Here is a 24,265-nt window from a genome sequence, read left to right on the forward strand (position 1 = left end):
ATTAGTAATTTATCAGACAGTAGTCATAAAAAGAGTGCTTCTCTTTTTGAACAAGCAAAACGAATGTCTTTTTCAACATCCGCACACGCTATATATCAAAAAGCATCCTATCAACATAGAGAAAGGTGAAATAAGCTGAAAATATACAGGTTTCAAAATTCCCGCAGCCTTTAGCGAAAATTTATGGTGTAATTTTCTGGGAACAAAATACAACACTAAAGAAGTTGCCAGCATAAACCAGCCGAATGCCATTAAGAGCTCAGGGTATTTCGAATAATCAGCGAAAATAATCATAGCCGAAGCCGGGATAAGCCTGAGCGTAATCTCAGCATAATTGATGAAAAAAGTGCTTCCGGCTTTACGCAGAACGTTCCGTGCTGTTTCCGGCTTCAAAACCATCAGAATGCCAATCAGGATAAAGAATAGGCCAAAACCAAATGTTACCCATTTTGAAATTAAAATTAACTCCATCATTGGTTGCCTATTTGTTAGCAATTTCCAATTAAATATACATAACTAAAGACATTTTCAAGTATGGAACGAATCGATTCATTGGAATGGTTGACATTTTACGAAACAAGAAAATGGTTGGCTTGTAGTTATATTATATGCAATCGAACCCGCAATCGACGATTTCGATTTTCTATCACGCTTATTCAATCACATGGACAAACACCTTTATAAATCAGGACTCGTCGGCAACTGCGCATACCTGGCACATATCAATGTGAATACGAATGTGGATTGGCTTTGCTGGCCGGCGTTCGACAGTACCTTTGTATTTGGCGGGATGATGGATATTGATAAGGGAGGCGAATTTTCAATTTTACCCGAAGGCGAATTCAGTTCCAATCAATATTATCTTGAAAATACAAATGTCCTGTGTACTGAAATTACCTGTGAAAGTGGAAGCTATCGTGTGACCGATTTTGCCCCCAGGTTTCACCAGTATGAACGCTATTTTAAACCATTGATGCTGATTCGCAAGGTTGAACCGCTTGATGGGACGCCGCGGATAAAAGTGAAATGTAAACCGGTGTGCGATTATGGAAAGAGGCAACTTCGGCCGGTTCGTGGCAGCAATCACATCGAATATCAGGGCTGCGATGAAACAATAAGGCTTAGTAGTAATATGGCGATCAGTTACCTTGCAGAAGAACGCTATTTCGTGCTTAATGATTCGAAGTACCTCGTCCTCACTTATGGCCAGCATCTGGAAGCACCTCTTGTCAGTACCGCAGACAACTTTCTTTACCAAACGATTGGGTACTGGCATCGTTGGATAAAACATTCGTCCATAGCCGGCTTCTACCAGGAATATGTGATCAGGTCTGCACTCGTTCTTAAGATTCACCAATATGAAGACACAGGGGCAGTGATCGCTGCCAGCACAACCAGCCTGCCGGAGTTCCCTGGAAGCGGGCGCAACTGGGATTACCGTTATTGCTGGATGCGGGATACCTATTATGTACTTACTTCATTAAACCATATTGGTCACTTTGAAGAGATGGAACGTTATTTTAACTACATAACAGATATTTCGCTTTCGGAGAGTGAAGATTACCGGTACCAGCCACTATATGGCATTACCGGCACGAAGAAACTCCACGAAAATATCATGGACCATCTTAGCGGATATCTCGGAAATAAACCAGTGAGGATTGGTAACCAGGCATATGAGCATATTCAAAATGATATCTACGGACAAGTGCTCATATCGCTCCTGCCCCTATATACTGATCATAGGTTCATCTTCCGAGAGCGAAAGGATTCAGACAAGTGGATCAGGTCGCTCCTGAATAAAATAGAACGCACTATTGACGAGTTTGACGCTGGTATTTGGGAATTCCGGAACATCGCTAATATGCACGCATATAGTAATCTTTTCCAATGGGCCGGATGCAAAGCAGCTGCGAAAATGGCTGCAACAATCGGTAATGCAGAGCTGCAAGAGCGGGCGAATGCTTTGATGGAGAGAGCGGCCATCCATATAGAAAACTGTTACGATCCTGAGCGTAAAGTTTATACACACGCTGTAAATAGTCCTCACTTAGACGCAAGCACCCTACAGCTCATAATTATGAATTACCTTGACCCTGCTTCGCAGCGGGCAAAGGATCATCTCCTTGCACTTGAAAAGGAACTCAAAACACCCGGTGGACTTTTCTATCGGTATTTGCATGCTGACGATTTTGGCAAACCAAAAACAACCTTCCTCATATGTGCCTTCTGGTATATCGAAGCTCTGGCATGTGTGGGCCGGCTCGATGATGCAATCAACGAATTTGAAAAAATAATGAAATACTGCAATCATCTCCTGCTTTTCAGCGAGGATGTTGATGAAGAAACAGGAAGCCAGTGGGGTAATTTCCCGCAGGCCTACAGCCATGTAGGGCTGATGAATGCAGCATATCGGATAGCCATAAAGCTTGATAAACCCATTTTCTTATAGTTTCTTCTTTAAAAAGTATTTGGCCTTTTAAAGCTGAAATTGCTCTTCGGATATTGGGATTGCTACATCTTGAAGCAACGCACGTACCTTTTCCGGATCGCGAAGGTAGAATCGTGCTGCCGAGATGTTGCTTCCTACTTTTACCGTTATTGAATCATCAGGCAGGGTTTTGAAAATATCTTCATCCGTATGATCATCTCCAAAAGCCATTATAAAATCATAGTCGTCATGTTTAAGTTTAGCAGCAGCAGCTTTACCCTTATTTATCTCAATGCTTTTAATCTCCACAACCTTATTGCCTGCCAAAAGCTGCAGGCCGCGGTCGTTAGTAAGATAGCGCAAGTTGTTCATCAGCTCACTCGTGCGAAGCTCGCCAAGACCGGTTTCTACTTTACGGTAATGCCAGACTAGGGAATAGTCTTTTTCCTCAACAAAAGCACCAGGCGTCCGGTCTGCATAAGTCTCCATTAAAGGCCTTATGTCTGATTTCCAATGGTCACTAATACCTGGCGCACTATGCCAGATACCATCTGTCTTTTGCCAGGCACCGTGTTCAGCGATGAGTTCAAGGTTTAAATGGCCAAACCATTCCTCAATATCGGCATGGCTGCGGCCGCTGATTAACACAATTTTATTTATCGGATCATTACAAAGTCGCTGAAGTATCCGATACAGCTCCTCATCAGGAACTGCGGCACTGATTTCGGGATTGAATCCCACAAGTGTGCCGTCATAATCCAGGAAGATAATGCGTTTTCTTGATTTGTGATAAACTTTTCGGATAGCTTTAGCTGTGATGTCCGTGATGTGCCGCGTAGAAAGCGAAGTTTGCATCTGTTTTACTTCGGCCAGTCTAGACATAAACAATTTCATCCAGTGAGCCACAGTAAACTTGGCAACTACCCTCTGCATCAGCACCATACGGCGCTTCTGTTCCGCTTTGGGCATGGTTAAGCCAGTAACAATCGCATCCCGCATAGAGGCAATATTACTTGGGTTTACTAAAATTGCATCTACCAGCTCCTTCGCTGCACCTGCCATTTCGCTGAGGATTAATACCCCATCCTGATTAACGCGACTAGCTACATATTCTTTACTTACCAGGTTCATTCCGTCGCGCATCGGTGTTACCATACAAATGTCAGCACTCAGATAAAGCGCGGAAAGCTCTTCAATAGGGAATGGCCTGTAAAAATAATAAACAGGAGTCCAATTGATGGTTCTGTACTTCGCATTGATTTCTCCCACACGTCTGTCAATAAGTTCTTTAAGATCGCGATATTGTGGAACAGTATCCCTTGACGGCACAACAATCATGTGCAGGGCTACTTCTCCAACATATTCAGGATTAGATTCGAGCAACAGTTCAAACGCCTGCAGACGCTGCAGGATCCCTTTGCTGTAATCAAGCCTGTCTATACTTAAAATTAGTCGTCGCTTGTTAGTATGAACAGCTTTTACTTCTGCGACATGCTGTTTTACAACATCACTTTTTGCCAGATCTAAGTACCTTCGATTGTCTATGCCCATCGGAAACGATTCTGCCAGTACCATTCGTCCTTCGTACGTCAGTGAATTTGCTGATGTATTTACAGGTGCCAGTTGGGTAGCAGCGTCAAGGAAATGCCTTACATCATTGAACGTATGAAATCCAAGCAAATCGGCGCCAAGCATTCCAGCAATAAGTTCTGAACGCCAGGGTATTAACCTGAATAACTCAAATGAAGGAAAAGGTATATGCTGGAAAAACCCAATCGTACTGCCAGGTAACGCCGACCTCAACAGACCTGGCAACAGCAGGAGCTGATAGTCATGCACCCAGATGGTATCATCTGGCCCTGCTACTCTTGTCACAACATCAAGGAATTTTTGATTAACGGACTTATAATATTCCCAGTTTGACTGCTTATAATTGGCATGAACGGAGGCATAATAGTGAAATATTGGCCAGATAATATCATTTGAAAATCCTTCGTAATATTCATTTATATCTTCTTCACTTAAAAACACCGGCACAAGCCGCCGTTTATCTAAAAAGCTTGTAATGTTGGCCTCGTCTTCTTTATTTTTCACTGCTATGCCTGGCCAGCCTATCCAAATAGTGTCGTCCGCAGAGTGCATCGACCCAAGCCCGGTTGCCAGGCCGCCCTCGCTCGAGGTAAATTGAAAACCGTGTTCAATTTGGTTTACTTTGACCGGAAGCCTGTTTGATATAATTATTGTTTTACTCATTTTTTCTGTATTAGTAGTGTAGGAGGACGCCAGAGTGTATACATCTGGCTTTACTTTCCAAAGTGGCTCACCCAAATTCAGGCAGCCATTTTCCTGCATTCCGCAGCACATGCAAGACAAATTCTGCTGCACTCGCGGCAATGCTCAGTTTGATGTTTTCCGCATTCCTCACCGCATAATCGACAAATTTCAGCACAAATTGCACAGACCTGTTTTGCAAGATCACTACCCAAGCTCATTAACTGGGCAGCATTATAACATAGCGTTGAACACTCCATGTCCAGTTGTATACATTTTGCCATCATTTTAACATCTTCCTCTTTCGCACATTCGCTCGCGCAATGATTACAAACCGACGCACATTCTAAACACGCGTCAATACATTTTTTCCATTCATGATATCCCATAACGTATATGATTTTATTATTGTTAACATGATACAACATTCACTTTTTCATATGATTCAGTCCCAATGAACCATCACATTCCCATAAATTAGTCCAGATCTTCTAAAACCTCCAAAGAGCTTGTGGCGTATTTATTGTCGGGCTCCAACTGTAAAATCTTATTAAAGTATTCCACTGCAACCGCCTGTTCTTCTGGATTATCACTACGGGCTGCAATTGCCCCCAGATTTGAATATGCTTCAACGGCTGTCTTTTTCGCCCGGTCGTTGCTCTGGAAGTCAGGTTTGCCGGTAACCAATTCTATATACTTTTCGTAATCAGGGACCATCAGGCCCTCAGGTTGTGTTGCATCATCCAGCAGACGTCGGACCCTAGCCCGGTACAAATATGCATCGGCCGTTGAGGGCGATAACTTAATCACCCGGGAGAAAGCTGTATCTGCCCTTGCCAGTATGCTGGTATCTGCCGTAGCTGTAACTGTAAGCGACGAATCTTTGGCGGCCTTGACTTTGGCGGCATAGTGGAAATAATTTGACATACCTAGATAAAAGTTGTCATAAGCATACGTTTTAGAAGCAGAGTCTGAAACTGCTACCTCGTAAATTCTTGCGGCACTTTCATACTTCCTTGCAGTGTATAAATCCTTTGCTATTGTGGAAATATCCTTTAGTAAAGTTGAATCCTTCTCGCTAGCTTTCAGTAAGCTCCAGGCGGCGGTATCGGTTTTACCACTCTCTATTAATGCCTTTCCAAGGTATAGCCAATCCTTTGCAATTACCCGACTGGTGTCAACTCCTGATATGAATTCAGTTAAAGCTTCTTCCGATTCAGGATAATTTCCGTTTTCAAAAGCTGCATAGCCCAGGTACCTATAGATCCTTTTGTTTGATTTCTCATATTTAGCTAATTCACGGGCTTCCTGTTCAAGTGTTTTGTAGTCGCCTGCAAGAATTAGGAAATCGGCATACCTCATACGCGACAAAGGCGAAAGATCTGTCAGTTTAATGTATTTCCGGTATTGTTCGAGGGCTAACTTCATCTTGTCTTTATAGGCTTTTGGTTCGCTCATTGCCCATAAGTAGTATGTTTCTGCAAGTTCCCGGTAAGCTGGCGCATAGTTGGGATCTAAAGCATTAACTTTCTTGAATTCATCGGCTGATTCACGGAATGCCCTTGATTGTTTAACAATCACGCCAAGTGCCAGTTTAGCACGCAATAGGGAATTGTCCAGCGCAAATGCCTGGGTGTAGTTTTTATATGCTTCGGAATTCTTCAGCATCCCATGATAAGCATCGCCAAGAAACAAATAGATCTTCGGATCTTTATCGTTAATTTCTTTTGCCCTCTGCAAATGCAGGATGGCATTCTCATAGTCAGGCTTTGTCGCCTTGATCAGTGCGCGGCCGATGTATAACTCAGTTTGATGGTCTTTCTTCCGGGTTTGCTCAAGCGCCTTGTTAAAGTCAGCGGTGGCCTGATCAGTAGAACCTTCCAATTTTACTGCACCTCGCCCAACGTAATTTAAGGCATATTCGGGGTCTACGCTTATTCCCTTATCAAAAGCAATCAGCGCCGAGTCCGGCTGCTCCGTTTCAAGATAAATATTACCCAGATAGAAATAATTTCGGGCACCATCACTTTTAGAAAGTATCAAGGATTTTGTTAGTTCCTTTGCTTTTTGATACTGTTCTGCATCTATCGCTTTTTCAACTTCGCTAATAGTCTGAGCTTGCACAACAAAAGATGTCATTGAAAGAATTAAAACCAGCATGCTTTTTTTGATTTTCAGGATCTTCATAATCTAGATTTTAGTTAATAAATATTGGCTCAATTGACTGCTCGCAGTTCCTGGCCAAGTTATATTTGTGTAAAATGGTTAACAAGTTAAGCTGCCTACAAACTATCAGCATTTATTTTTCCCCGCATAAACGCCAGCCCAGATTCCGGTTAGGTTTGTGATGAGCAAGTTGGCAGACTTTGAATATTATTGCTCAATCCAGGCTATGAGTACAAAAACGCATCATTGCAGAAAGCCCTAATCTTCTAAACTAGTCTTTAATTGATGGCTGTGTCCCCGCGGGAAGTCCTCAGAATGCCGATAGTTAAAGCAAATAAGCGTTCTGAAAGCAGAAAATGGCTATGAAAATAATGACAATTCGTAGAGTTGAATTGCCAAAAACCAAACACTTAATTTAATACGATCAAGGGCAAATATGACCTCGTTAGCACAATATACGGTTTTATTTTCATAAATCAAAATTAGAAAGTACCACGATCGCCTGTTTTACTCGGTTATCGCCACGTCAGAAAAGACGTCAGAACTTACCTTACACTCAGTACGGGTACCGGACAAGTATTAAGCATTTGCTGTGTATAGTTACCTGTAAAAAGATGCTCTAAGCTTGTTTTGAAAGATGCAGAAATAATCACAAGATCCGTACTTTTCTCAATAGCCTTCCTGATAATTTTCTTCGCCGTTCTCCGTGTAGGATCCAGCTCCTTGTCCACCTTATTCGTGTTTCGTGAAATAACGGAATGGGCCGATTGAATCAGATTGTTAACATGAACGCATTCGGAAATTGAATTCCGGGAAGTGGTAGACCCAATCAATGTAACTGTCGCTTTATTTTCCCGGATTATGGGCAACGAAACGTCTAGTTTAGATCCAATTGCTTGGGCTGGGCTTATTGGAAATAAAATGGAGTCAAAACGTTTTTTTGCACAGCGGGCGGGTATTACCATTACCGGACAATCTGTTTGAAATAATATTTGGTATGCACTGTGCGTGTTTATTAAGCCGGCAAACGATGATGGAATTTGCCTTTCTAACAAAATCATATCGCAATAAAAATCCTTTGCAACGCTGGCAACTGTTTTAGCAAATTGTCCCTCTCTCAAATGAAAAAAGCAGGAAATACGATAGTCTTGCGCAATACTTTTTGCTTTCCATTCCAGTGCGTCCTGGTCATTCTTACGTGCTTGAAGGCGCAAATCCATTAGTAATGCGTTTCTTCCCGCAGGATGAGGCATAACGGAATCCCGGTTTACCTGAAGAAGGTGCAAAGTGGCGCCATGCCGCATACACATTCCTATGCCTGTTTCAATTGCATGAGTTGCTGACGCTGAAAAATTTACAGGTATTAAAACATTTTTTATTGCTCTCTGCATAGTAAGTCGCTTATATTGGTCAATAGTTGCGTTCGTCGGTAACACCATCCAATGGGCTTTCTTCCTTTAGAGGTATACTTGCAATGATGGTTTGTGTTGGATAGGCAAATTCAATTTTGCGGCTCTCAAAACCGCTCAGAATGTCGAAGAATATCTCCTGCTGTTTATCCATATATACATTATATTCTGAACTGAGAACATAATACACAAATTCAAAATCGAGGCTGAAATTTCCAAATCCTGAAAAATGGCCGCGGTCGAAACGTACAAGATCTTTTGACTCGATTATATCTCTTATAATCCCAGGTATCTGCTTCACCCTGCCGACTTCAGTCTGATAGATCACCCCGAGTTTAAAAACCACCCGACGTTGCTCCATTCTTTTGTAGTTATGTACCCGGGCATTGGTAAGATCGGTATTTGAACAAACCATTTGCTCACCACTAAGACTTCTCAGTCGGGTGGTTTTGATCCCGATATACTCGACTGTTCCTGCTTTATCATCAACTGTAATAAAATCACCTATCTCAAAAGGCCTGTCAAAAAAGATTGAAAAATAACTAAAGAGATCACCAAGTATGGTTTGTGCCGCCAACGCAACGGCTATTCCACCAATACCTAAACCCGTGACTAGAGTCGTTACATTATAACCGAGATTGTCTATCAGGAAAATAATACCTAGTATCCAAAGCACAATGTTTATGATCAGAATAAGGCCGCGTGCTTGTTTCGCCTGTATTTGGTCAGAGTCTTCGGATTTTATAAATGAAAACACAAACTGCCTGGCAATGGAAGTGATAACCTTCAACACAAAGAATGTCGAGAAAAGTAGCACAGCGACATGAATTACGGCCCCTATTCCTGCAGGTATACTTAAGGCTTTGATCGCAACAGAGAAAGCGCCCACATAAAAAAGGGGGACTACCGACGTTTCAATAGTAGCCAAAAGAAAATCGTCGAGGGTGGTCTGGCTTCGAGAAGCCCACCTTTTGAGACATGTCAGGATTCGCTTCTTGAAAAATAGTGTAATCAGTACACCCAAAAGCAGTATAGATAACGCAGTTGTCCAGTCTTTGATGGAATTGCCAAAATAGACGTTATTGAAAAAATTATTCATAAGCAATTATTCTGTGTCTCTCAATGGAGAAATTAGAAAATATTAGCCTAAGCCTCATTGACTAAAATGCCGTAATTCGTGGGACTTGGCTAAAGGCTGAATGCCTTGATTAATAGAAAGAAAGCCTTCTGTGGTGAATCGAAATTCGTGAAGGGCAGAGATTCTGATAAGGACAAAGGTACGTATTTTGCATTTAACGCATAAATTATACCGGCAATAATCTTGTTACCCACTCAGGATTTAACTAAAACTTATTAATTAAAACATTTCTTTAATGTTTGAACTTATAATTAACAACACCAAACTGTAATAGAGCTTTGAAGATTGTATGAAGAATGAAAACGAGGAAATAAACAGAGCTGATAATTCCATAAAAAATAGCGACTCTCAGGATAAAAAAACTATAAGGTTTATAGTGATTATATCTCTCGGACTAATTGCTGGATTATGGCTGTGGAAGTCGTATCAAATAAATAATATCAGTGAGAAAGCACTCTCCCGGGAAACTCAGCTAACTCATTCCGCCCAAAAGCAACTATTCAATAGTCATGAAGAACATTTAAAATTGCTGGTAAAGCCAATGATCTGGGCACTTCGATCTCAAATGATTCAGGGCAATATCGAACAGGTCAATATGTACCTAAATGATATGGTAAAAGAAAAAAATTTCCAGCGCATTGCGGTAGCTGACAATAAAGGGATAATCATTTCATCTACTAATAAAAAAGATGAGGGAAGTCCGATCTCGGTTTTTGCGAGTGTAGCCTCTCTCCCCTCAAATGAAACAATGTCACAAAATATTGGCGACAGTATTATAATAATTACAAGTCCGGTTATGGGCTTCAATTCCAGACTGGGCACCGTGGCTATTCGCTTCGCTGTACCGCCAGCCAAGTTTTAAATTGGTTAAGTATCGTAGTTTATGAGAAGGTTTTCAGGCCTGGAATGGCCCACCCGACAAATAAAATTTTGTTTTTAGCAAATAAGTTATGAGAGAATTCAAATATCAGTTAATAAATGATCCCCGATTATTCGAGGTATCGAGGGATATAAATGGCGATGATGAATTATATTCAATATTCGACGTTCGGCTGAACGACAGCCACTACGAATATTTGTACAGAAATAACGCAAATGGCGAGTATTCCACGACCCCTAAATCCCTCTTTAGTTCACTGGAAATAGATCAATTTAAAGCAGCTATTGAAAAGGAATTGAATACGGAAGCCTAATGAAAAAAAATGTATTTTGCCGCCCATGAGATTCCAGAGATTACTAACCCTGATACTTTTTTTATTTTTTACAGCATGCGGTAAAAGCGCTGAAGAACGTAAGCTTGAGCAAATGGCTGTGGATCTCGAATCCCGCGAAAAGTTACTACTGGCCCGCGAACAGCAAGTTGATCTGAAGGAACTTGAGCTTGCAAAGCTACAGCAGCAAATTGATAGCATACGGGGTAAATCAGATACCATCGGAACCTACAATCCGGAACTCGTGGGCACATGGCAGGTCACCATGAATTGCATTGAAACAACGTGCGAGGGATCCGCTGTAGGCGACACAAAAACAGAACAATGGATCATCTCCTACCAAAACAACAAGGTAATTGCCCGTGCTCAGGCGAATGCCAACGTTATACGTGTGTATAACGGATTATATAAAGAAAACGCACTTCAACTTGCAGCTCTGGAAACTCCCGATCAGGAAACTCATATGGATGTGCTCCTTACACCGCATGCTACCACAAAAGGATTAATGGAAGGTCAGCGCATTATTAACAGGCTTGGAATTTGTCGCACCGTTTATACACTAAAAGCAGAAAAACAATAATCTCCTGTAGCTATGATATTACTCTCTGCATTAGACTTTTCACTGCCTTTAAAAAATCCGGTCATTATATTTTCACTGGTTCTGTTCATTATACTTTTTGCACCAATATTATTCAACAGGATCAAGGTGCCGCATATTATCGGGCTTATCATTTCAGGTATAATTATAGGGCCTTACGGGTTTAATCTGCTTCTCAGGGATAATAGTATCGTGTTATTTGGCACTGTGGGACTTTTGTATATCATGTTTACCGCAGGCCTTGAGATTGAAATGGAGGAGTTTAAGAAAACTAAATTCCAAAGCCTCGTGTTCGGACTGGTCACATTTCTGCTGCCTATGATCCTCGGCACTCTTGCAGCAGTTTATCTTCTAAACTTTGACATGATGCAGGGGATATTACTGGGAGGTATGTTATCAACCCATACCCTTCTGGCCTACCCCATTGTGAGTAAATATGGAATTGCCGGCATACGGGCCGTTACATTAACTATCGGAGGAACTATCGTTACCGATGTGCTTTCGCTTCTGGCTCTCGCCTTTGTAACCGGCATGACAAAGGGCGATATCGGACCTGAATTTTGGCTTAGAATTGTCGTCGGCTCGATCCTGCTCGGGGCTATAATTTTTTACGTATTTCCCCTTATAGCCAGTTGGTTTTTCAAAAAGTTCGCCGATCACATTTCGCAGTACATTTTTGTTTTGGCAATGGTCTTCCTGGGATCCTTCCTGGCAGAAGTTGCCGGGTTGGAAGCAATAATTGGTGCTTTTCTTTCAGGACTGGCATTAAACCGGTTCATCCCTCACGTTTCGGCGCTGATGAACAGGATTGATTTCGTTGGCAACGCATTCTTTATTCCATTCTTCCTCATTAGCGTGGGCATGCTGGTTGACGTCAGCGTACTTTTTAACGGCTGGGGCGCTGTTCGCGTAGCCGCCGTAATGATCATAGTAGCCGTTTTATCCAAATATCTTGCTGCCCTTTTCACACAAAAAACTTTCAGGCTGTCGTCTGACGACAGACGTCTCATATTTGGGCTGAGTACCGCAAGGGTTGGCGCGACATTGGCCATCGTACTTGTTGGCTATAATATCATTATTGCTGAAACTGCTGCGGGCGAGCCTATCAGGTTATTAAGCGAGGATGTCTTAAATGGCACCATCCTGATGATACTTGTTACGTGTACCATCAGTTCCTTCGCTGTGGAAAAAGCAGCACAAATAATAGCACATAAAAATGATAATGGGCAAGTTCACAAAGAGAGCAAAGAGAAAATACTGATTTCACTGGCTTATCCGGAAACCGTGGTCGAACTGGTAGATCTCGGCCTTATGCTTAAGCCACGTAAAAGCGATATTCCGGTTTATGCTTTACATGTAACAGACGACCAGCAAGCGAACGGAGCGACACCTCCACAAGGCAAAAAGATCATTGAAAAAGCTGTTAAACATGCTGCTGCGACAGAAGATATTTTATTCCCTATAACACGCCATGATATAAATATCAGCCACGGTATCATCTATTCAATAAAAGAACATGAAATAACAGATATCATTATCGGACTTCACATTAACAGTCACGACGATTTTTTTGGCCCAACTGCCCAGGCTATTTTTACCCGCATAACCGACACGATCTACATGTACAAGCCGATCCAGCCTTTCAACACTCTAAAACGGATGGTGGTTGCGGTTCCTCCCAAGGCCGAGCTAGAGCCCGGCTTTAGACATTGGCTGTCAAAATTAACTAACCTGGCAAAAGAAGCCGGAATGTCTGTTACCTTTTACGCCAGCAGGAGTACGATCCGTGAACTTGAAGTACAAACAAATGGGAGCTCTGTTAAGATTACCTTTAATGAATTTAACAATTGGGATGATTTCCTGATGTTCAAAGGTGAATTACAAACCAACGATTTCTTTATAGTAATAACTTCCAGAGAAGGAAATATATCTTACGGTGAGTATCTTGAGAAACTTCCTTACTACATGAAAACTTATTTCCAAAACAATAGTTTTATCATTCTATACCCTAAACAGCTGGAGCAAGGGTTCAATATGGCGAACATTCAGCAGGGAGATCACTCACTGCTCGAAACCCTGAGCGGCAACACAATGAGCAAAGTTGGGAGTTCACTCAAAAGCATTTTTAAAAAACGTACTTCCTGAATAGCGATTATGCATTTGATTACCCGGTGGGAAGGCCAGCGTCATTAATCTTGCTTCAGCAAGCTCCTTATATTGGCTAATTCTCCAAACAGTACAAGAACATCACCTTCATGTAGCAAAGTAGAAGCAGTGGCGATCCCGGTAGCTTCTTTTTTTAAATTTTCCCCTGATTTTGAAATTTGTTCCCTTATCAGAGTTAAAACAAGCACTTTGTAGGAGTTAATAAAATCGGCTTCCCCGATAGTCATTCCTGCATACTTTTTAGGCACTAATCCTTCTACAATACTGTATTTATCAGATATTTTAAATGAATCGATCACTTCTTCAAGGTCGAGCCTCATTGCCAGGCGCTCAGCTGATTCTTCTTCAGGGAGCACATACTCCTCAATTGACATGGCCAATAGTACAGTCTTCTGTAGATCGGAAATTATCCGGCCGATGATACGTTTAACCTTGAGCTGCTTTAATAAAGCTGTTGTTAGTAATGATGCTGCTCCGTCTTCGCCTATCGCTACAATTACCGCGTTAGCATCTTTTAAGGGCAGGGAGCTTACCGCATCTTCATTGGTAGCATCAAGACATACCGTATGGGTGATCACGTTTTTTACCCGTTCCACTTTAGCCATGTTGTTATCAACACCAATAACTTCATGCCCCATTTCGGTCAGCCGCACAGCTAAGGCGCTTCCGAAGTTGCCGAGTCCGATAACTATAAACTTCATAATTTATTTGTCTGTTAATCTAAAGCAACTAAAATATCACGTTCTCTTTTGGATACTCATAGTGGCGAACCATAACACTGTTTACCAGGGCCACCAGCAACGTAATTGTACCAACCCTGCCAAGAAACATCGTGAACAGAATAATTATTTTTCCACCAGTGCTCAACACACTCGTTATTCCTAAGCTTAAACCCACCGTGCTATAGGCAGAAACACTTTCAAAAGCCAAGGCTTTTAGTCCTTTTTCCCCGTCTGTTATCGACAATATAAAAATTGAAACACCCAGCCAGAGAATGGAAAGGCTTATGATTGCAAACGCCTTTTTTAGCGATTCACTGGAAATTTGACGGTTAAATACATAGATCCTGCTGAAGCTTCTGGCTGAATTTACAATATTTAAAGCAGCAACAGCAAATGTAGTTGTACGTACACCGCCTCCTGTTGATCCCGGTGATGCCCCAATCCACATCAGCACCATCATAATTGTTATTGATGGAAAAGCTAAACTGTTTAAATCAACAGTGTTGAACCCCGCTGTTCTAGGCGTCGCGCTGGTAAAAAAAGCAGTCACGATTTTGCCGAAAAGTGTAGGATGAGCCGCCAGAGTGTGATCATATTCCAGGATGAAGAACGCAACAAACCCAAACACCAACAATGCAAAGGTGGTATAGGCGATCAATCTCGAATTAAAAGTCATAACCCATGCCTTATATTTAATTTTCCTCTTGAAACGTATTAGGTTATAGATCAATACAGCCCAGCGAGAGATAAATACTTGAACATTCAAAATGATGGTGAAGCCAAGTCCCCCGAGAATGAGCAAAGTCGCAATAATTAGGTGCAACGGATAATTATAGCGGAAGTTTTCGTCATAAAAGCCCAGCGGTAGCGTAGAAAAACCGGCATTACAGAATGCCGAGACAGAATGAAATATGGAAAAAAAGAGTTTATCAGTGAAACCACCAAATTGATTGTCATCGAGGACAGAAAATATCAGTGCTACACCGGCCAACTCGAAAGCAAGCGTTAGAATTACGATTTTGATCAAAGCCTTGATAACAGAGCCCAATTTATTATGATTTAGTAACTGGGAAAACATGATCTGATCTTTATATGATGACTTGCCCGATATCAGGTAACCCAAAAAAGTGGTGAAAGTCATAATACCCAGCCCACCAAGCTGTATCAATACCAGAATAACATTCAGACCAAAGAGGCTAAGTTTAGCATTCAGGTCAAATACTGCCAATCCGGTTACACACACCGCGCTAGCTGACATAAATAACGCATCTACAAAATTAACTTGTGATGATTTGGATGCAGCAGGCAGCATCAATAATCCGGCACCAACTATAATGAGAAATAGAAAACTCAGAATGAAGATTAAACTAGGATTCAAATATTTCATTAAGCAATGAATAAAAGTACTTCGACGTGTAAACTTAGCTATTATGGGCCCCTAATCCCGCCATTTACCTATTTGCAACTAGTATCAATTCCGGTTATCCTTAAAATCCTGGATTGTTTTATTAAGCGCCCTGATTTCAAACCTGAGTTTCTCTACTTCCTCCGAATTAATCGAGGATTCCCCTCTCACTTTTGCGTCACTTCCTATAAAAAAAGACGCCAGGGTTGCAGTGATGTATCCGAAAACCGCAAATCCATAGAGGGAGATGAGGGTGGTTAAAATTCTTCCCTCTATTGATTTGGGCCAGAAATCCGTACCTACAGTTATCACAAGCATGGTTGTCCACCACAGTGCAACCCCATACGATTCAAAATTACCTGTTTCAAAAGCGAACATACCGGCAGCACCAGCCAAAATTACCGCGAGCGTTAGTGCCATCACATACCCAAAACCCCGGCGGCCCATTGTTGCATTTAAGCTTTTCATACCACGATTAACACTGGCCACAACTTTTATCAGTCGCGTGCCTCTGAAAACCCGGAGCAGGCGGATAAACCGGAAAATCCGGAACAGCCGCAGTGCTGGGATTATCAGAGAAACAATTGTCAGGATATTCTTCTTCAAAAAGAGCCATTTTTCTGATGCTATCACTAGCTTGAGGATAAAATCGCAGATAAAAACAATCCAGATGACGGTACTGATGAGCTCCATCGTCTTATCGAAGCCGTTAATAAGCTCAACGATCAACAATACAAGCCAGATGAACCCCAGAATGATCATCGGACCTTCAAGCTTTTTTTCCAGTTTGATAACCAGCCGATTTCGACTTGATGAAAAATTATTGCTCTCGTCCATTTTGCGTTTATTGGTTAACAAAAAAGTCGTCAAACAGTTCCCGAAACAAGGATATTATAAGCTGCTATCAGATTGATCGAACACAAAAACTATCACCAGGCATAATAAAATTTAATTGTAGATATCATCTGTAATCAACTGCCATGAAAAAACTTGCAACCTCATTATTCGCTCTTCTAACAGTGTTTTCAGTTTACGGCCTGCAGATCGGCGGCCAGTCGAACTGCGTGTTGAAAGTTGGAGCAAGCCAGCTGCGGGTGGTCTTTCATATCGCTCACTCTGACAATGGCTATAATTCTACTATGGATAGTCCCGACCAGGAAGCCAAAGGTATCCCGGTTAGCAATACAACTTTTTCCGATGAGAAGTTAGCACTGGAAATTGCAGAGGCGGGCATCCAGTATACTTGACTGTTAAAACAAGATTCGTTAACCGGGACTTTCAAATAAGGCGGACAGGAATTCCCGCTTGATTTATGGTGTGGTTCAACGCAACCGATCAAAAAACCACAGGGAAATACTAAACTCTCTTATAAAAAACCCGTAAAAGCGTATATCCAGTAACTCCCGCAATTACTGACGCAACCAGGATTGAAAACTTTGCTTCTGTTTGAAGCTCTGGTTGGCTATATGACAGCATTGCCATAAATATCGACATCGTAAATCCTATGCCAGCTATTACACCGAGAGCCGCAATTTGGATCCACTTGGTTTTTTTGGGAAGCGCACTCAAACCGGTTTTAACTGACACCCACGACATGATCACAATACCAATCGGCTTTCCGAGTAGGAGACCGAAAATTATCCCCATTCCCATATTACTGTATAAACCATCGATCATCCCTTCTTCGAAACGGATATTCGTATTGGCCAGGGCAAAGAGCGGCATAATGATAAAGTTAACAGGCCGTGTTAGAACATGCTCTAATTTTTCAAGCGGGGATTCAGTCTGATCCGGTGTAGTAGGTATCGTAAGTGCAGTAAGTACACCTGCGATAGTGGCATGGATACCGGAATGATGGATAAAATACCACATGAATAATCCGGGAATGAGATAGAACCCATAACCCATCACCTTCATTCGGTTTAGTACTATCAGGTAAATAAATACACCACCACCGTATGCCAGATAATCCAGATGAATTTCTGACGAATAAAATATTGCTATAACCAGAATAGCCCCTAAGTCATCAACTATTGCCAGCGCTGTTAAAAAGATCTTCAGTGCAAGTGGTACCCTGTCGCCCAGCAACGATAAAATAGCAATTGCAAACGCGATATCAGTCGCCATCGGTATTCCCCAACCTCCGGAGGTAGGCGTATTGTTATTGAACAACCCAAATATCAGTGCCGGTACAAGCATCCCTCCAACAGCTGCAAAAACCGGAAGTGCAGCCTGTTTAGCAGAGGATAGCTCACCCTCCACCAGTTCTCTCTTTATCTCCAGGCCCACGAGCAGGAAAAAAATCGCCATCAGCCCGTCGTTTATCCATAATAATACAGGATACCTTAGATTTACAATCCCAAAATCACGGCCTAACTCCGCAGCGAGCAGATTCTCGAAACCCTCACCTGCCCCTGTATTTGCGATGATCAAACTAATTACAACACACACCAGCAGTATAATCCCGCCGGCTGATTTTGATGAAAAGAAGTCCTTGAACGGAGTAATATCAAGTTTAACCATAGGATGCATTCACAAACAGCAAAAATACAAATTTCTAATGCATCGACTGACGTTTGGTAAACCCCGGTATATTCAGCGACCTTTGGTAGTCCTCTCTCGCCCTATCTAACTTTCTAGGTTTCAGGCCAGGTGAACTTCGGATTGAAACATCTTTTCCTAAATGCAACAAACTGCCACATCAACGTGAAAATAAGGCAGATGCTAGAGAAAAGCTCCCCTATTTCCTCTTCATAACGGGTCTGGAACTCCAGCATTATGATAGCGGTAATTAAAAAGTTGATGCGCATAAATCCCGGAGGAACACCCAAAAGCCTTTTATCATTCAGTGTTGTTGTGCCACCTTTAACCCGCCTCCACAGGCTCGGGACTGTCCCCTACCTGCTTCGAGACTGCTTTGCCCCTGGTTCGGTTAGTCTTCGGAAAAAATAGCACCGTAGCGAAGGTTTTGCGAACAGCTAGCGAAGCGCTACCGAACACTTTCCGAACAACTACCGAACACCTACCGAACACTTACCGAAGCGCTACCGAACACCTACCGAAGAGTTTGCGAATCTGTCCCGGCGCTGTCTCGAAGCAATCCCGAAGCAAACCCGAAGCATACCCGAACACCAATTGGCCAAATATTCAATACCGCCCCGAAGGATCAAAAGCACTGTACCACCCTATCTCATTCAAATTTACAACCATCTTTTGCTCCTTCCCCCTCGAAATCCTACATTCGTGCCATGGATTCCATTATCTCTCTGCTTCATTCCTATCATACATTTAATAATAACGATATCAAGGATCGTTTCTTCAAACACAGCGACTTACTTAATGTCCTCGACAATTTAAAAACAAATCCATTGTTCGAGATCAGGGAAGTTGGAACATCTGTCGAAGGACGTTCACTGAACCTGATTAAATGCGGTGGTGGTACTGCAAAGGTTTTTTTGTGGAGCCAGATGCACGGAAATGAAGCTACAGCCACAATGGCTTTAATGGATCTCTTTAATTTCCTTGGAGATGATTGCCGGGACGATGTTAAAGACAGTATTCTGCAGAACTGTACCCTCTATTTCCTGCCGATGGTAAATCCTGACGGCGCCGAGGTTTTTAACCGACGTAATGCTCTGGAGATCGACATTAACAGGGATTTTCACAGTCAACAGTCTCCGGAGGGACGAATTTTGCGTCAGCTAAGGGATGAGATCCAACCTCATTTTGGCTTCAATTTACATGATCAGACCACCATGTGGTCTGCCGGACAGCTCGGTAACCCTGCTACTATTTCTCTTTTGGCACCGGCCTATGATGATGCTCTGAGTATTAACACGATCAGGCAAATCGCGATGCAAGTGATCGCAGAAATGAACGATACACTTCAGAAAGTCATTCCGGGACACGTTGGACGATTTGATGACGAATACGAAATGCGGGCTTTTGGAGATAATTTCCAGGCTGCTGGAACCAGCACCATTCTCATCGAAGCTGGTGGATATGCCGACGACCCCGAGAAACAGCATATCCGAAAACTTGTGTTTGTTGCTATGATGACCGGTCTTTTATCTATCGCTGAGCGTTCTTTTCTACGCAAAACGGTTAGCGACTATTTCACAATTCCGGACAATAAGCTGCACCATTTCCAGATCCTGCTCAGGAATTGTAAGCTACAGACCTCTCTGCCGGCAAAGCAGATTGAAACTGCAAACCAGAACTCTGAATATACTGTAGACATCGGTTTGATCGTCAAAGAAAAGATATCCGACGACCTGAAGTCGATGACCTACACCTACCTCATTGGTGATATTGGCGACCTCTCTAACCGCTTCGGCTACAAAGACATTGATTGCGAGTCATTCAAACTGATTCCAACAAATAAAATCATATTCGACGAACCTGCAGATCTGGTCTTAATGGATGGCTTGGAAGTGCTGCTCGCGATTGAGAATGGAGTTATAACAAATTCCACTGTTTAGTTGTAAGTATTAAGTTGTAAGTTATAAGTAAACTGACGGCGACGTAAGGGGAACTCAATAGTATACCAATAATTTACACTTAAAAACTCATAACTTAGAATATGTGCTAACTGCGACGTTTAACTTGCAACTTAGAACCTACAACTTATAATCTATAACTTACAACCATATGGCTCTTAACTACGTCTGGATAGGATTCTTTGTCATCGCTTTCATAGTTGCTCTTATCAAGCTTGTTGTGCTTGGTGATACTGCGATTTTTAATAATGTGGTCAACGGAATGTTCGACAGCGCCAAAACAGGTGCAGAGATCTCAATTGGTCTTATCGGAATCATGACGTTTTGGTTGGGCATCATGAAGATTGGCGAACGGGCAGGAATGATTTCTCTTTTTGCGAAAGGCCTGAGTCCATTCTTTAGCCGCTTATTTCCGGATGTTCCGAAAAGTCATCCGGCAAACGGTTCGATCATCATGAACTTTTCGGCCAACGCACTAGGCCTTGATAATGCGGCTACACCGGTCGGATTAAAGGCCATGCAGGAACTGCAGGAATTAAATCCAGTCAAGGATACAGCAAGTAATGCCATGATTATGTTCCTGGTATTGAATACCGCCGGGATTACTCTAATACCCACTTCGGTTATCGCGCTCAGGATGGCCAATGGTGCCGCAAATCCGGCAGATATCTTTATACCGTGTTTAATTGGAACATTTATTTCTTTCCTGTCGGGAATGATTGCAGTAGCCATTTATCAAAAAATAAACCTCCTGCAATTACCTATTCTGGCGTTCTTTTCATTTTTCGTCGCACTGATGCTTGGGCTGTACTTCTGGCTTGGTGCCCTTCCTCCGGATGAGATCGCGCTATATGCCGGCCTGCTGGGTGGAATCATCATATTTTCGGTGATCACGTTATTCATTGTCCATGGAGCCTTTCAGAAGATCAATGTTTACGAAGCTTTTATTGACGGCGCGAAAGAAGGTTTCACCACTTCAGTAATGATCATCCCATTTCTAATTGCCATCCTCGTTGCAATTAGTGCCTTCCGTACCACAGGCTGTATGGATTACGTCGTTAATGCCATAGGCTCGTTTGTTGCCCTCTTCGGACTGGATACTAACTTCGTTCCCGCTCTTCCGGTGGGGCTGATGAAAACCCTCAGCGGTGGCGGAGCCCGAGGATTAATGGTCGATGTAATGAAGACCTATGGCGCAGATTCTTTCCAGGGTCGACTAGCCTGTATCATCCAGGGTTCAACCGAAACTACTTTTTACATCCTGGCAGTTTATTTTGGATCCGTTGGCATCAAAAAACCAAGGTACGCACTCGTATGCGGACTGATCGCTGATTTCGTTGGGGTGATTGCAGCGATCTTGCTGGCATACATGTTCTTCGGATCAACGATTAAGTGATACGTTTTACGTTATACGTTGTACGTTTTCACACTTCCAATTAGCGATTTAGGCAGATTTTAGGACTCATGTGATTTTACGGGATTTGGTCAGGAAACAGTAATAAGAGGACCTTTTCTTTATTACTTCAATCCTGGGCCCATAAATCCATCGTACCCGTCAAGTAAAACCTACCATCTATCCGCCCAGAACGTATAACGTACAACGTAAAACGTACAACTCCCACTTTCGTCCCCCGAAATATTATAAACCATTAATCTCATAATATTCCTTTAACAACTTTTTGTTTAAATAGTAACATTTTGTTAACGCTTTGACAAACAAGCCTCGCGTACCTTCGTTATTATAAGACCTAATACCATAAACGATGGAAATGCACGCTGAAACAATGAACCGCTTTTGCAGCCAGTACAGGATTGTAAAGCATTATATTGAAGACCTACCTTCTCAGGCAATACACACCCGATTTATTCCAGATAAATGGTCAATTCACGAAACGATTGCATACCTGTGTCGGTACCAGTATGTTTTTATGGAGAGGTTGAAGACCATCACCAATGAAATAAATCCATTTTTCGTTGCATATAAACCGGAGAATGACGCGGAATATCAATTCACCGCTGCACGCACAACAGGAGCGCTACTTCACGAAATTTACCGCGTACGCGATGAAATCAAGCGGATGATAACCAACCTGAGCCCTGCTGAATACTCACGTGTTGGTACACATGCGGTTCTTGGCCGGATGAACATCTGCCAGTGGATGGAGTTTTTTCTGCTTCACGAATCGCAGCAGTTTTATAAGATCTTCAAACAAGCGGGCAATTTCTGGAGTAATGGAAGCGTACATCATGGAAATGTGATTAGTATGCCCATGGCGCAAGTTGATGAAATGGCTGGGTAAACCGCTAAGCTCGCCCTTCAAGTTTTATCATATTTGAATAGCCTCTTGCAAGAAGCCTGCTTTTACCTATGAGCCAAAGCTCGCATTGCAAATTGATTATCTGTCGTCCGCGTTTGATTACCGAAGTGCGTGCTTCTATTATATCACCGGCCTTTGCTGGTGCAAAGTAATCGATATTATTATTTATCGTAGTGTAATGGCTGCTGAATCCCATAGTAAAAACAGTAGCGCCAATAATATCATCCATAATGCCGGCTGTAACTCCTCCGTGAAGCAATTGCATCGGATTAGTCATTTCCTCGCGAATTGTAAACTCAAACGTCAACGCGCCATATTCCGCTGCCCGGATAATGGGATTCAGCCATCGCATAAATGGCGAAGGACTTTCATGAAATTGTCCTCCGATATATTCGCGCATCCGCTCCAGGCGCTCGTTCGTCTCAGTCATAACTTTGGTTTTTTTTGTCGTTCTTTGAACCTAAATTAACTATTTAGCATGGAATTGGAGCATTGCACCGGGACGACCTGCACATCGGTTGAAATTGGAAGAGATCATTACAGAACAGAGATTACAGCTGGAAATCATACCATTATAGCAGATGAACCACTTGATATTGGTGGAGAGGATAAAGGGGTTAACCCCAACGAACTGTTCCTGGCGAGTTTAGGCAGCTGTACTGTCATTACCCTTCGCATGTATGCCGATCGCAAAGAATGGCCGGTAGACAGCATTTTGGTCGACCTGAAAATGGATATCGTGAAGGGTAACGAAACCCAAACCACCTACATTAAGAAGCATATTACCATTCTTGGAGACATCAGCGAGGAGCAAAAGCAAAGGATGTTAAAAATTGCTGACAGTTGCCCCCTACACCGCATCATGACCAACCCGATTGTCATTAGCAGTAATCTGATCCCGGGAAAAGAATAGGCCATACCGATATAATTAGAGCTATTACTGATGTTTTTTCAGAATAATTTGCATTTCTCATTAATCCATCGTAATATTGCGATGTAATGGGACTAAGTAAGACAGAAATTTTTACGGATGAACAAAACAGGCTTGCAAGTTTGTTTAAAGCCCTCGCCCATCCCGCAAGGATTGCTATTCTCCAGCGTATAATCGAACTCAACACCTGCATATGCGGTGATCTTGTCACAGAACTCGGGTTAGCCCAGGCAACTATCTCACAACACTTGAAAGAACTTAAAAGCGCAGGTATAATTCAGGGCACTATCGACGGCGTAAGCATATGTTATTGCATTGATCCTAAAGCCTGGGAACTAATGGAGCGCCATTTTCAACAATTCACCAGCACCTACAAACCGACCGCTAACTGCTGTTAAAAAAAATTTGACTTAATCAAACGTAATATTACGATAATATGGAAACTACACAAACCTTAAACTGGCAGAACTTCAAAGAAGCCCTGCTTCAGCATCCTGATCTTAATCTTCAATTCCAATATGCGGAAGATAAATGGGTTGATGCATCATACCACATTACAGAGATTAAACAGGCACCAATCACGTCTGTTGATTGCGGCGGTGTACTCAATCAGTGGACGGAGATCATCGTGCAGCTCTGGGAGCCCGGTGAAAAGCAGCAGGAACGGGCCATGAAAGTAAGAAAAGCGCTATCTATAGTGGAAGTCGTAGAAAAGAAGCTTCGGCTTGAAGATCTGGCCGTTGTAAAGATTGAATTTGGAAATTCGCAATTTGACACCCGCCAAATGTATCCGGGTAACATTAAAATTGATGATGAAAATCTTATTGTCGATCTTCAACCTGATTTTACTCAATGCAAAGCCATCGGGCGTGGCGGAAGCTGCGGCACTGACGACAAAGGGGTCGAATGCTGTGAACCTGTTGCTAAAGAGAAAGTTGAAATGAAAAATCTCGCTTTAGCAACTGATTGCTGTACTCCGGGAGGTGGATGCTGTTAATAA

Annotated in this window: 23 protein-coding genes; 12 read left to right on the forward strand and 11 right to left on the reverse strand. The window is 42.4% G+C overall.

What is annotated here, in order from left to right:
- Window positions 1-72: 72 nt before the first annotated feature.
- A complete protein-coding gene (locus B5X60_RS04460; protein ID WP_221406198.1) occupies window positions 73-474 on the reverse strand; it encodes a hypothetical protein in 402 nt (133 codons plus the stop codon).
- Between the two features lie 190 nt (window positions 475-664).
- Between B5X60_RS04460 and B5X60_RS04465 the strand changes: the two genes are divergently transcribed.
- Window positions 665-2,452, forward strand: coding sequence for a glycoside hydrolase family 15 protein (locus tag B5X60_RS04465; RefSeq protein WP_079701424.1), 1,788 nt, complete (start codon window positions 665-667; stop codon window positions 2,450-2,452).
- Between the two features lie 27 nt (window positions 2,453-2,479).
- Here B5X60_RS04465 and B5X60_RS04470 read toward each other — a convergent pair whose 3' ends face one another.
- The 5 genes from B5X60_RS04470 to B5X60_RS04490 all read right to left on the reverse strand — a co-directional run bounded on the left by B5X60_RS04470 (window position 2,480) and on the right by B5X60_RS04490 (window position 9,376).
- On the reverse strand, window positions 2,480-4,684 hold the full coding sequence (locus B5X60_RS04470) for a bifunctional alpha,alpha-trehalose-phosphate synthase (UDP-forming)/trehalose-phosphatase (RefSeq protein WP_079702301.1): 2,205 nt from the start codon (window positions 4,682-4,684) through the stop codon (window positions 2,480-2,482).
- A 67-nt stretch (window positions 4,685-4,751) separates the two neighbouring features.
- Complete coding sequence (locus tag B5X60_RS18605) at window positions 4,752-4,889, reverse strand: hypothetical protein (protein ID WP_407641462.1); 138 nt, start codon at window positions 4,887-4,889, stop codon at window positions 4,752-4,754.
- Window positions 4,890-5,179: 290 nt separating this feature from the next.
- Window positions 5,180-6,889 carry a tetratricopeptide repeat protein gene (locus tag B5X60_RS04480; protein ID WP_079701425.1) on the reverse strand — a complete coding sequence of 570 codons (1,710 nt, stop codon included), beginning with the start codon at window positions 6,887-6,889 and terminating at the stop codon, window positions 5,180-5,182.
- 524 nt (window positions 6,890-7,413) lie between these two features.
- Window positions 7,414-8,259: a universal stress protein gene (locus B5X60_RS04485; RefSeq protein WP_170878380.1), complete on the reverse strand. Its 846-nt coding sequence runs from the start codon at window positions 8,257-8,259 to the stop codon at window positions 7,414-7,416.
- Window positions 8,260-8,278: 19 nt separating this feature from the next.
- Complete coding sequence (locus B5X60_RS04490) at window positions 8,279-9,376, reverse strand: mechanosensitive ion channel family protein (RefSeq protein WP_079701427.1); 1,098 nt, start codon at window positions 9,374-9,376, stop codon at window positions 8,279-8,281.
- A 328-nt stretch (window positions 9,377-9,704) separates the two neighbouring features.
- Between B5X60_RS04490 and B5X60_RS04495 the strand changes: the two genes are divergently transcribed.
- The 4 genes from B5X60_RS04495 to B5X60_RS04510 all read left to right on the forward strand — a co-directional run bounded on the left by B5X60_RS04495 (window position 9,705) and on the right by B5X60_RS04510 (window position 13,369).
- A complete protein-coding gene (locus tag B5X60_RS04495; protein WP_079701428.1) occupies window positions 9,705-10,277 on the forward strand; it encodes a hypothetical protein in 573 nt (190 codons plus the stop codon).
- A gap of 88 nt (window positions 10,278-10,365) precedes the next feature.
- Window positions 10,366-10,608, forward strand: coding sequence for a hypothetical protein (locus tag B5X60_RS04500; RefSeq protein ID WP_079701429.1), 243 nt, complete (start codon window positions 10,366-10,368; stop codon window positions 10,606-10,608).
- Between the two features lie 25 nt (window positions 10,609-10,633).
- The gene (locus B5X60_RS04505) at window positions 10,634-11,206 is read left to right on the forward strand and encodes a hypothetical protein (RefSeq protein ID WP_079701430.1); all 573 of its coding nucleotides are present in this window, start codon (window positions 10,634-10,636) and stop codon (window positions 11,204-11,206) included.
- 12 nt (window positions 11,207-11,218) lie between these two features.
- A complete protein-coding gene (locus tag B5X60_RS04510) occupies window positions 11,219-13,369 on the forward strand; it encodes a cation:proton antiporter (RefSeq protein ID WP_079701431.1) in 2,151 nt (716 codons plus the stop codon).
- Between the two features lie 44 nt (window positions 13,370-13,413).
- On the opposite strand, the gene B5X60_RS04515 is transcribed toward B5X60_RS04510, so the two are convergent.
- The 3 genes from B5X60_RS04515 to B5X60_RS04525 all read right to left on the reverse strand — a co-directional run bounded on the left by B5X60_RS04515 (window position 13,414) and on the right by B5X60_RS04525 (window position 16,354).
- Window positions 13,414-14,091, reverse strand: coding sequence for a potassium channel family protein (locus B5X60_RS04515; protein WP_079701432.1), 678 nt, complete (start codon window positions 14,089-14,091; stop codon window positions 13,414-13,416).
- A 28-nt stretch (window positions 14,092-14,119) separates the two neighbouring features.
- Complete coding sequence (locus tag B5X60_RS04520) at window positions 14,120-15,499, reverse strand: TrkH family potassium uptake protein (protein WP_079701433.1); 1,380 nt, start codon at window positions 15,497-15,499, stop codon at window positions 14,120-14,122.
- Window positions 15,500-15,583: 84 nt separating this feature from the next.
- Complete coding sequence (locus tag B5X60_RS04525; protein WP_079701434.1) at window positions 15,584-16,354, reverse strand: potassium channel family protein; 771 nt, start codon at window positions 16,352-16,354, stop codon at window positions 15,584-15,586.
- A 143-nt stretch (window positions 16,355-16,497) separates the two neighbouring features.
- Here B5X60_RS04525 and B5X60_RS04530 point away from each other — a divergent pair, with 143 nt between their 5' ends.
- Window positions 16,498-16,764 carry a hypothetical protein gene (locus B5X60_RS04530; RefSeq protein WP_079701435.1) on the forward strand — a complete coding sequence of 89 codons (267 nt, stop codon included), beginning with the start codon at window positions 16,498-16,500 and terminating at the stop codon, window positions 16,762-16,764.
- A gap of 109 nt (window positions 16,765-16,873) precedes the next feature.
- On the opposite strand, the gene nhaA is transcribed toward B5X60_RS04530, so the two are convergent.
- Entirely contained in the window at window positions 16,874-18,040 is a 1,167-nt protein-coding gene (gene nhaA, locus B5X60_RS04535) for a Na+/H+ antiporter NhaA (RefSeq protein WP_079701436.1), read from the reverse strand.
- Between the two features lie 725 nt (window positions 18,041-18,765).
- Here nhaA and B5X60_RS04540 point away from each other — a divergent pair.
- The 3 genes from B5X60_RS04540 (at window position 18,766) to B5X60_RS04550 (ending at window position 22,316) form a co-directional block, all read left to right on the forward strand.
- A complete protein-coding gene (locus tag B5X60_RS04540) occupies window positions 18,766-19,998 on the forward strand; it encodes a M14 family zinc carboxypeptidase (RefSeq protein WP_079701437.1) in 1,233 nt (410 codons plus the stop codon).
- Between the two features lie 169 nt (window positions 19,999-20,167).
- Window positions 20,168-21,412 (forward strand): nucleoside recognition domain-containing protein, encoded by a 1,245-nt coding sequence (locus B5X60_RS04545; protein ID WP_079701438.1) that lies wholly within the window; start codon window positions 20,168-20,170, stop codon window positions 21,410-21,412.
- A 373-nt stretch (window positions 21,413-21,785) separates the two neighbouring features.
- Window positions 21,786-22,316, forward strand: coding sequence for a DinB family protein (locus B5X60_RS04550; protein ID WP_079702303.1), 531 nt, complete (start codon window positions 21,786-21,788; stop codon window positions 22,314-22,316).
- A 4-nt stretch (window positions 22,317-22,320) separates the two neighbouring features.
- On the opposite strand, the gene B5X60_RS04555 is transcribed toward B5X60_RS04550, so the two are convergent.
- Window positions 22,321-22,764 (reverse strand): PaaI family thioesterase, encoded by a 444-nt coding sequence (locus B5X60_RS04555; RefSeq protein WP_221406199.1) that lies wholly within the window; start codon window positions 22,762-22,764, stop codon window positions 22,321-22,323.
- Window positions 22,765-22,812: 48 nt separating this feature from the next.
- Between B5X60_RS04555 and B5X60_RS04560 the strand changes: the two genes are divergently transcribed.
- From B5X60_RS04560 to B5X60_RS04570, 3 genes are all read left to right on the forward strand, one after another.
- Window positions 22,813-23,247, forward strand: coding sequence for an OsmC family protein (locus B5X60_RS04560; RefSeq protein ID WP_079701439.1), 435 nt, complete (start codon window positions 22,813-22,815; stop codon window positions 23,245-23,247).
- Between the two features lie 86 nt (window positions 23,248-23,333).
- Window positions 23,334-23,663, forward strand: a complete 330-nt coding sequence (locus B5X60_RS04565; RefSeq protein ID WP_079701440.1) for an ArsR/SmtB family transcription factor — start codon at window positions 23,334-23,336, stop codon at window positions 23,661-23,663.
- A 38-nt stretch (window positions 23,664-23,701) separates the two neighbouring features.
- Window positions 23,702-24,262 (forward strand): DUF6428 family protein, encoded by a 561-nt coding sequence (locus tag B5X60_RS04570; protein ID WP_079701441.1) that lies wholly within the window; start codon window positions 23,702-23,704, stop codon window positions 24,260-24,262.
- Window positions 24,263-24,265 lie beyond the last annotated feature (3 nt).

Source organism: Daejeonella lutea (assembly GCF_900168015.1).
Taxonomy (GTDB): Bacteria; Bacteroidota; Bacteroidia; order Sphingobacteriales; family Sphingobacteriaceae; genus Daejeonella; species Daejeonella lutea.

Coding starts and splice junctions, on each gene's coding strand:
- B5X60_RS04465 (WP_079701424.1), top strand. CDS start 665: ATGGACAAACACCTTTATAAATCAGGACTCGTCGGCAACTGCGCATAC.
- B5X60_RS04525 (WP_079701434.1), bottom strand. CDS start 16,354: ATGGACGAGAGCAATAATTTTTCATCAAGTCGAAATCGGCTGGTTATC.
- B5X60_RS04470 (WP_079702301.1), bottom strand. CDS start 4,684: ATGAGTAAAACAATAATTATATCAAACAGGCTTCCGGTCAAAGTAAAC.
- B5X60_RS04485 (WP_170878380.1), bottom strand. CDS start 8,259: ATGCAGAGAGCAATAAAAAATGTTTTAATACCTGTAAATTTTTCAGCG.
- B5X60_RS04570 (WP_079701441.1), top strand. CDS start 23,702: ATGGAAACTACACAAACCTTAAACTGGCAGAACTTCAAAGAAGCCCTG.
- B5X60_RS04520 (WP_079701433.1), bottom strand. CDS start 15,499: ATGAAATATTTGAATCCTAGTTTAATCTTCATTCTGAGTTTTCTATTT.
- B5X60_RS04495 (WP_079701428.1), top strand. CDS start 9,705: ATGAAGAATGAAAACGAGGAAATAAACAGAGCTGATAATTCCATAAAA.
- B5X60_RS04550 (WP_079702303.1), top strand. CDS start 21,786: ATGCACGCTGAAACAATGAACCGCTTTTGCAGCCAGTACAGGATTGTA.
- B5X60_RS04490 (WP_079701427.1), bottom strand. CDS start 9,376: ATGAATAATTTTTTCAATAACGTCTATTTTGGCAATTCCATCAAAGAC.
- B5X60_RS04500 (WP_079701429.1), top strand. CDS start 10,366: ATGAGAGAATTCAAATATCAGTTAATAAATGATCCCCGATTATTCGAG.
- B5X60_RS04540 (WP_079701437.1), top strand. CDS start 18,766: ATGGATTCCATTATCTCTCTGCTTCATTCCTATCATACATTTAATAAT.
- B5X60_RS04460 (WP_221406198.1), bottom strand. CDS start 474: ATGATGGAGTTAATTTTAATTTCAAAATGGGTAACATTTGGTTTTGGC.
- B5X60_RS04505 (WP_079701430.1), top strand. CDS start 10,634: ATGAGATTCCAGAGATTACTAACCCTGATACTTTTTTTATTTTTTACA.
- B5X60_RS04555 (WP_221406199.1), bottom strand. CDS start 22,764: ATGACTGAGACGAACGAGCGCCTGGAGCGGATGCGCGAATATATCGGA.
- B5X60_RS04560 (WP_079701439.1), top strand. CDS start 22,813: ATGGAATTGGAGCATTGCACCGGGACGACCTGCACATCGGTTGAAATT.
- B5X60_RS04530 (WP_079701435.1), top strand. CDS start 16,498: ATGAAAAAACTTGCAACCTCATTATTCGCTCTTCTAACAGTGTTTTCA.
- B5X60_RS04515 (WP_079701432.1), bottom strand. CDS start 14,091: ATGAAGTTTATAGTTATCGGACTCGGCAACTTCGGAAGCGCCTTAGCT.
- B5X60_RS04510 (WP_079701431.1), top strand. CDS start 11,219: ATGATATTACTCTCTGCATTAGACTTTTCACTGCCTTTAAAAAATCCG.
- B5X60_RS04480 (WP_079701425.1), bottom strand. CDS start 6,889: ATGAAGATCCTGAAAATCAAAAAAAGCATGCTGGTTTTAATTCTTTCA.
- B5X60_RS04565 (WP_079701440.1), top strand. CDS start 23,334: ATGGGACTAAGTAAGACAGAAATTTTTACGGATGAACAAAACAGGCTT.
- nhaA (WP_079701436.1), bottom strand. CDS start 18,040: ATGGTTAAACTTGATATTACTCCGTTCAAGGACTTCTTTTCATCAAAA.
- B5X60_RS04545 (WP_079701438.1), top strand. CDS start 20,168: ATGGCTCTTAACTACGTCTGGATAGGATTCTTTGTCATCGCTTTCATA.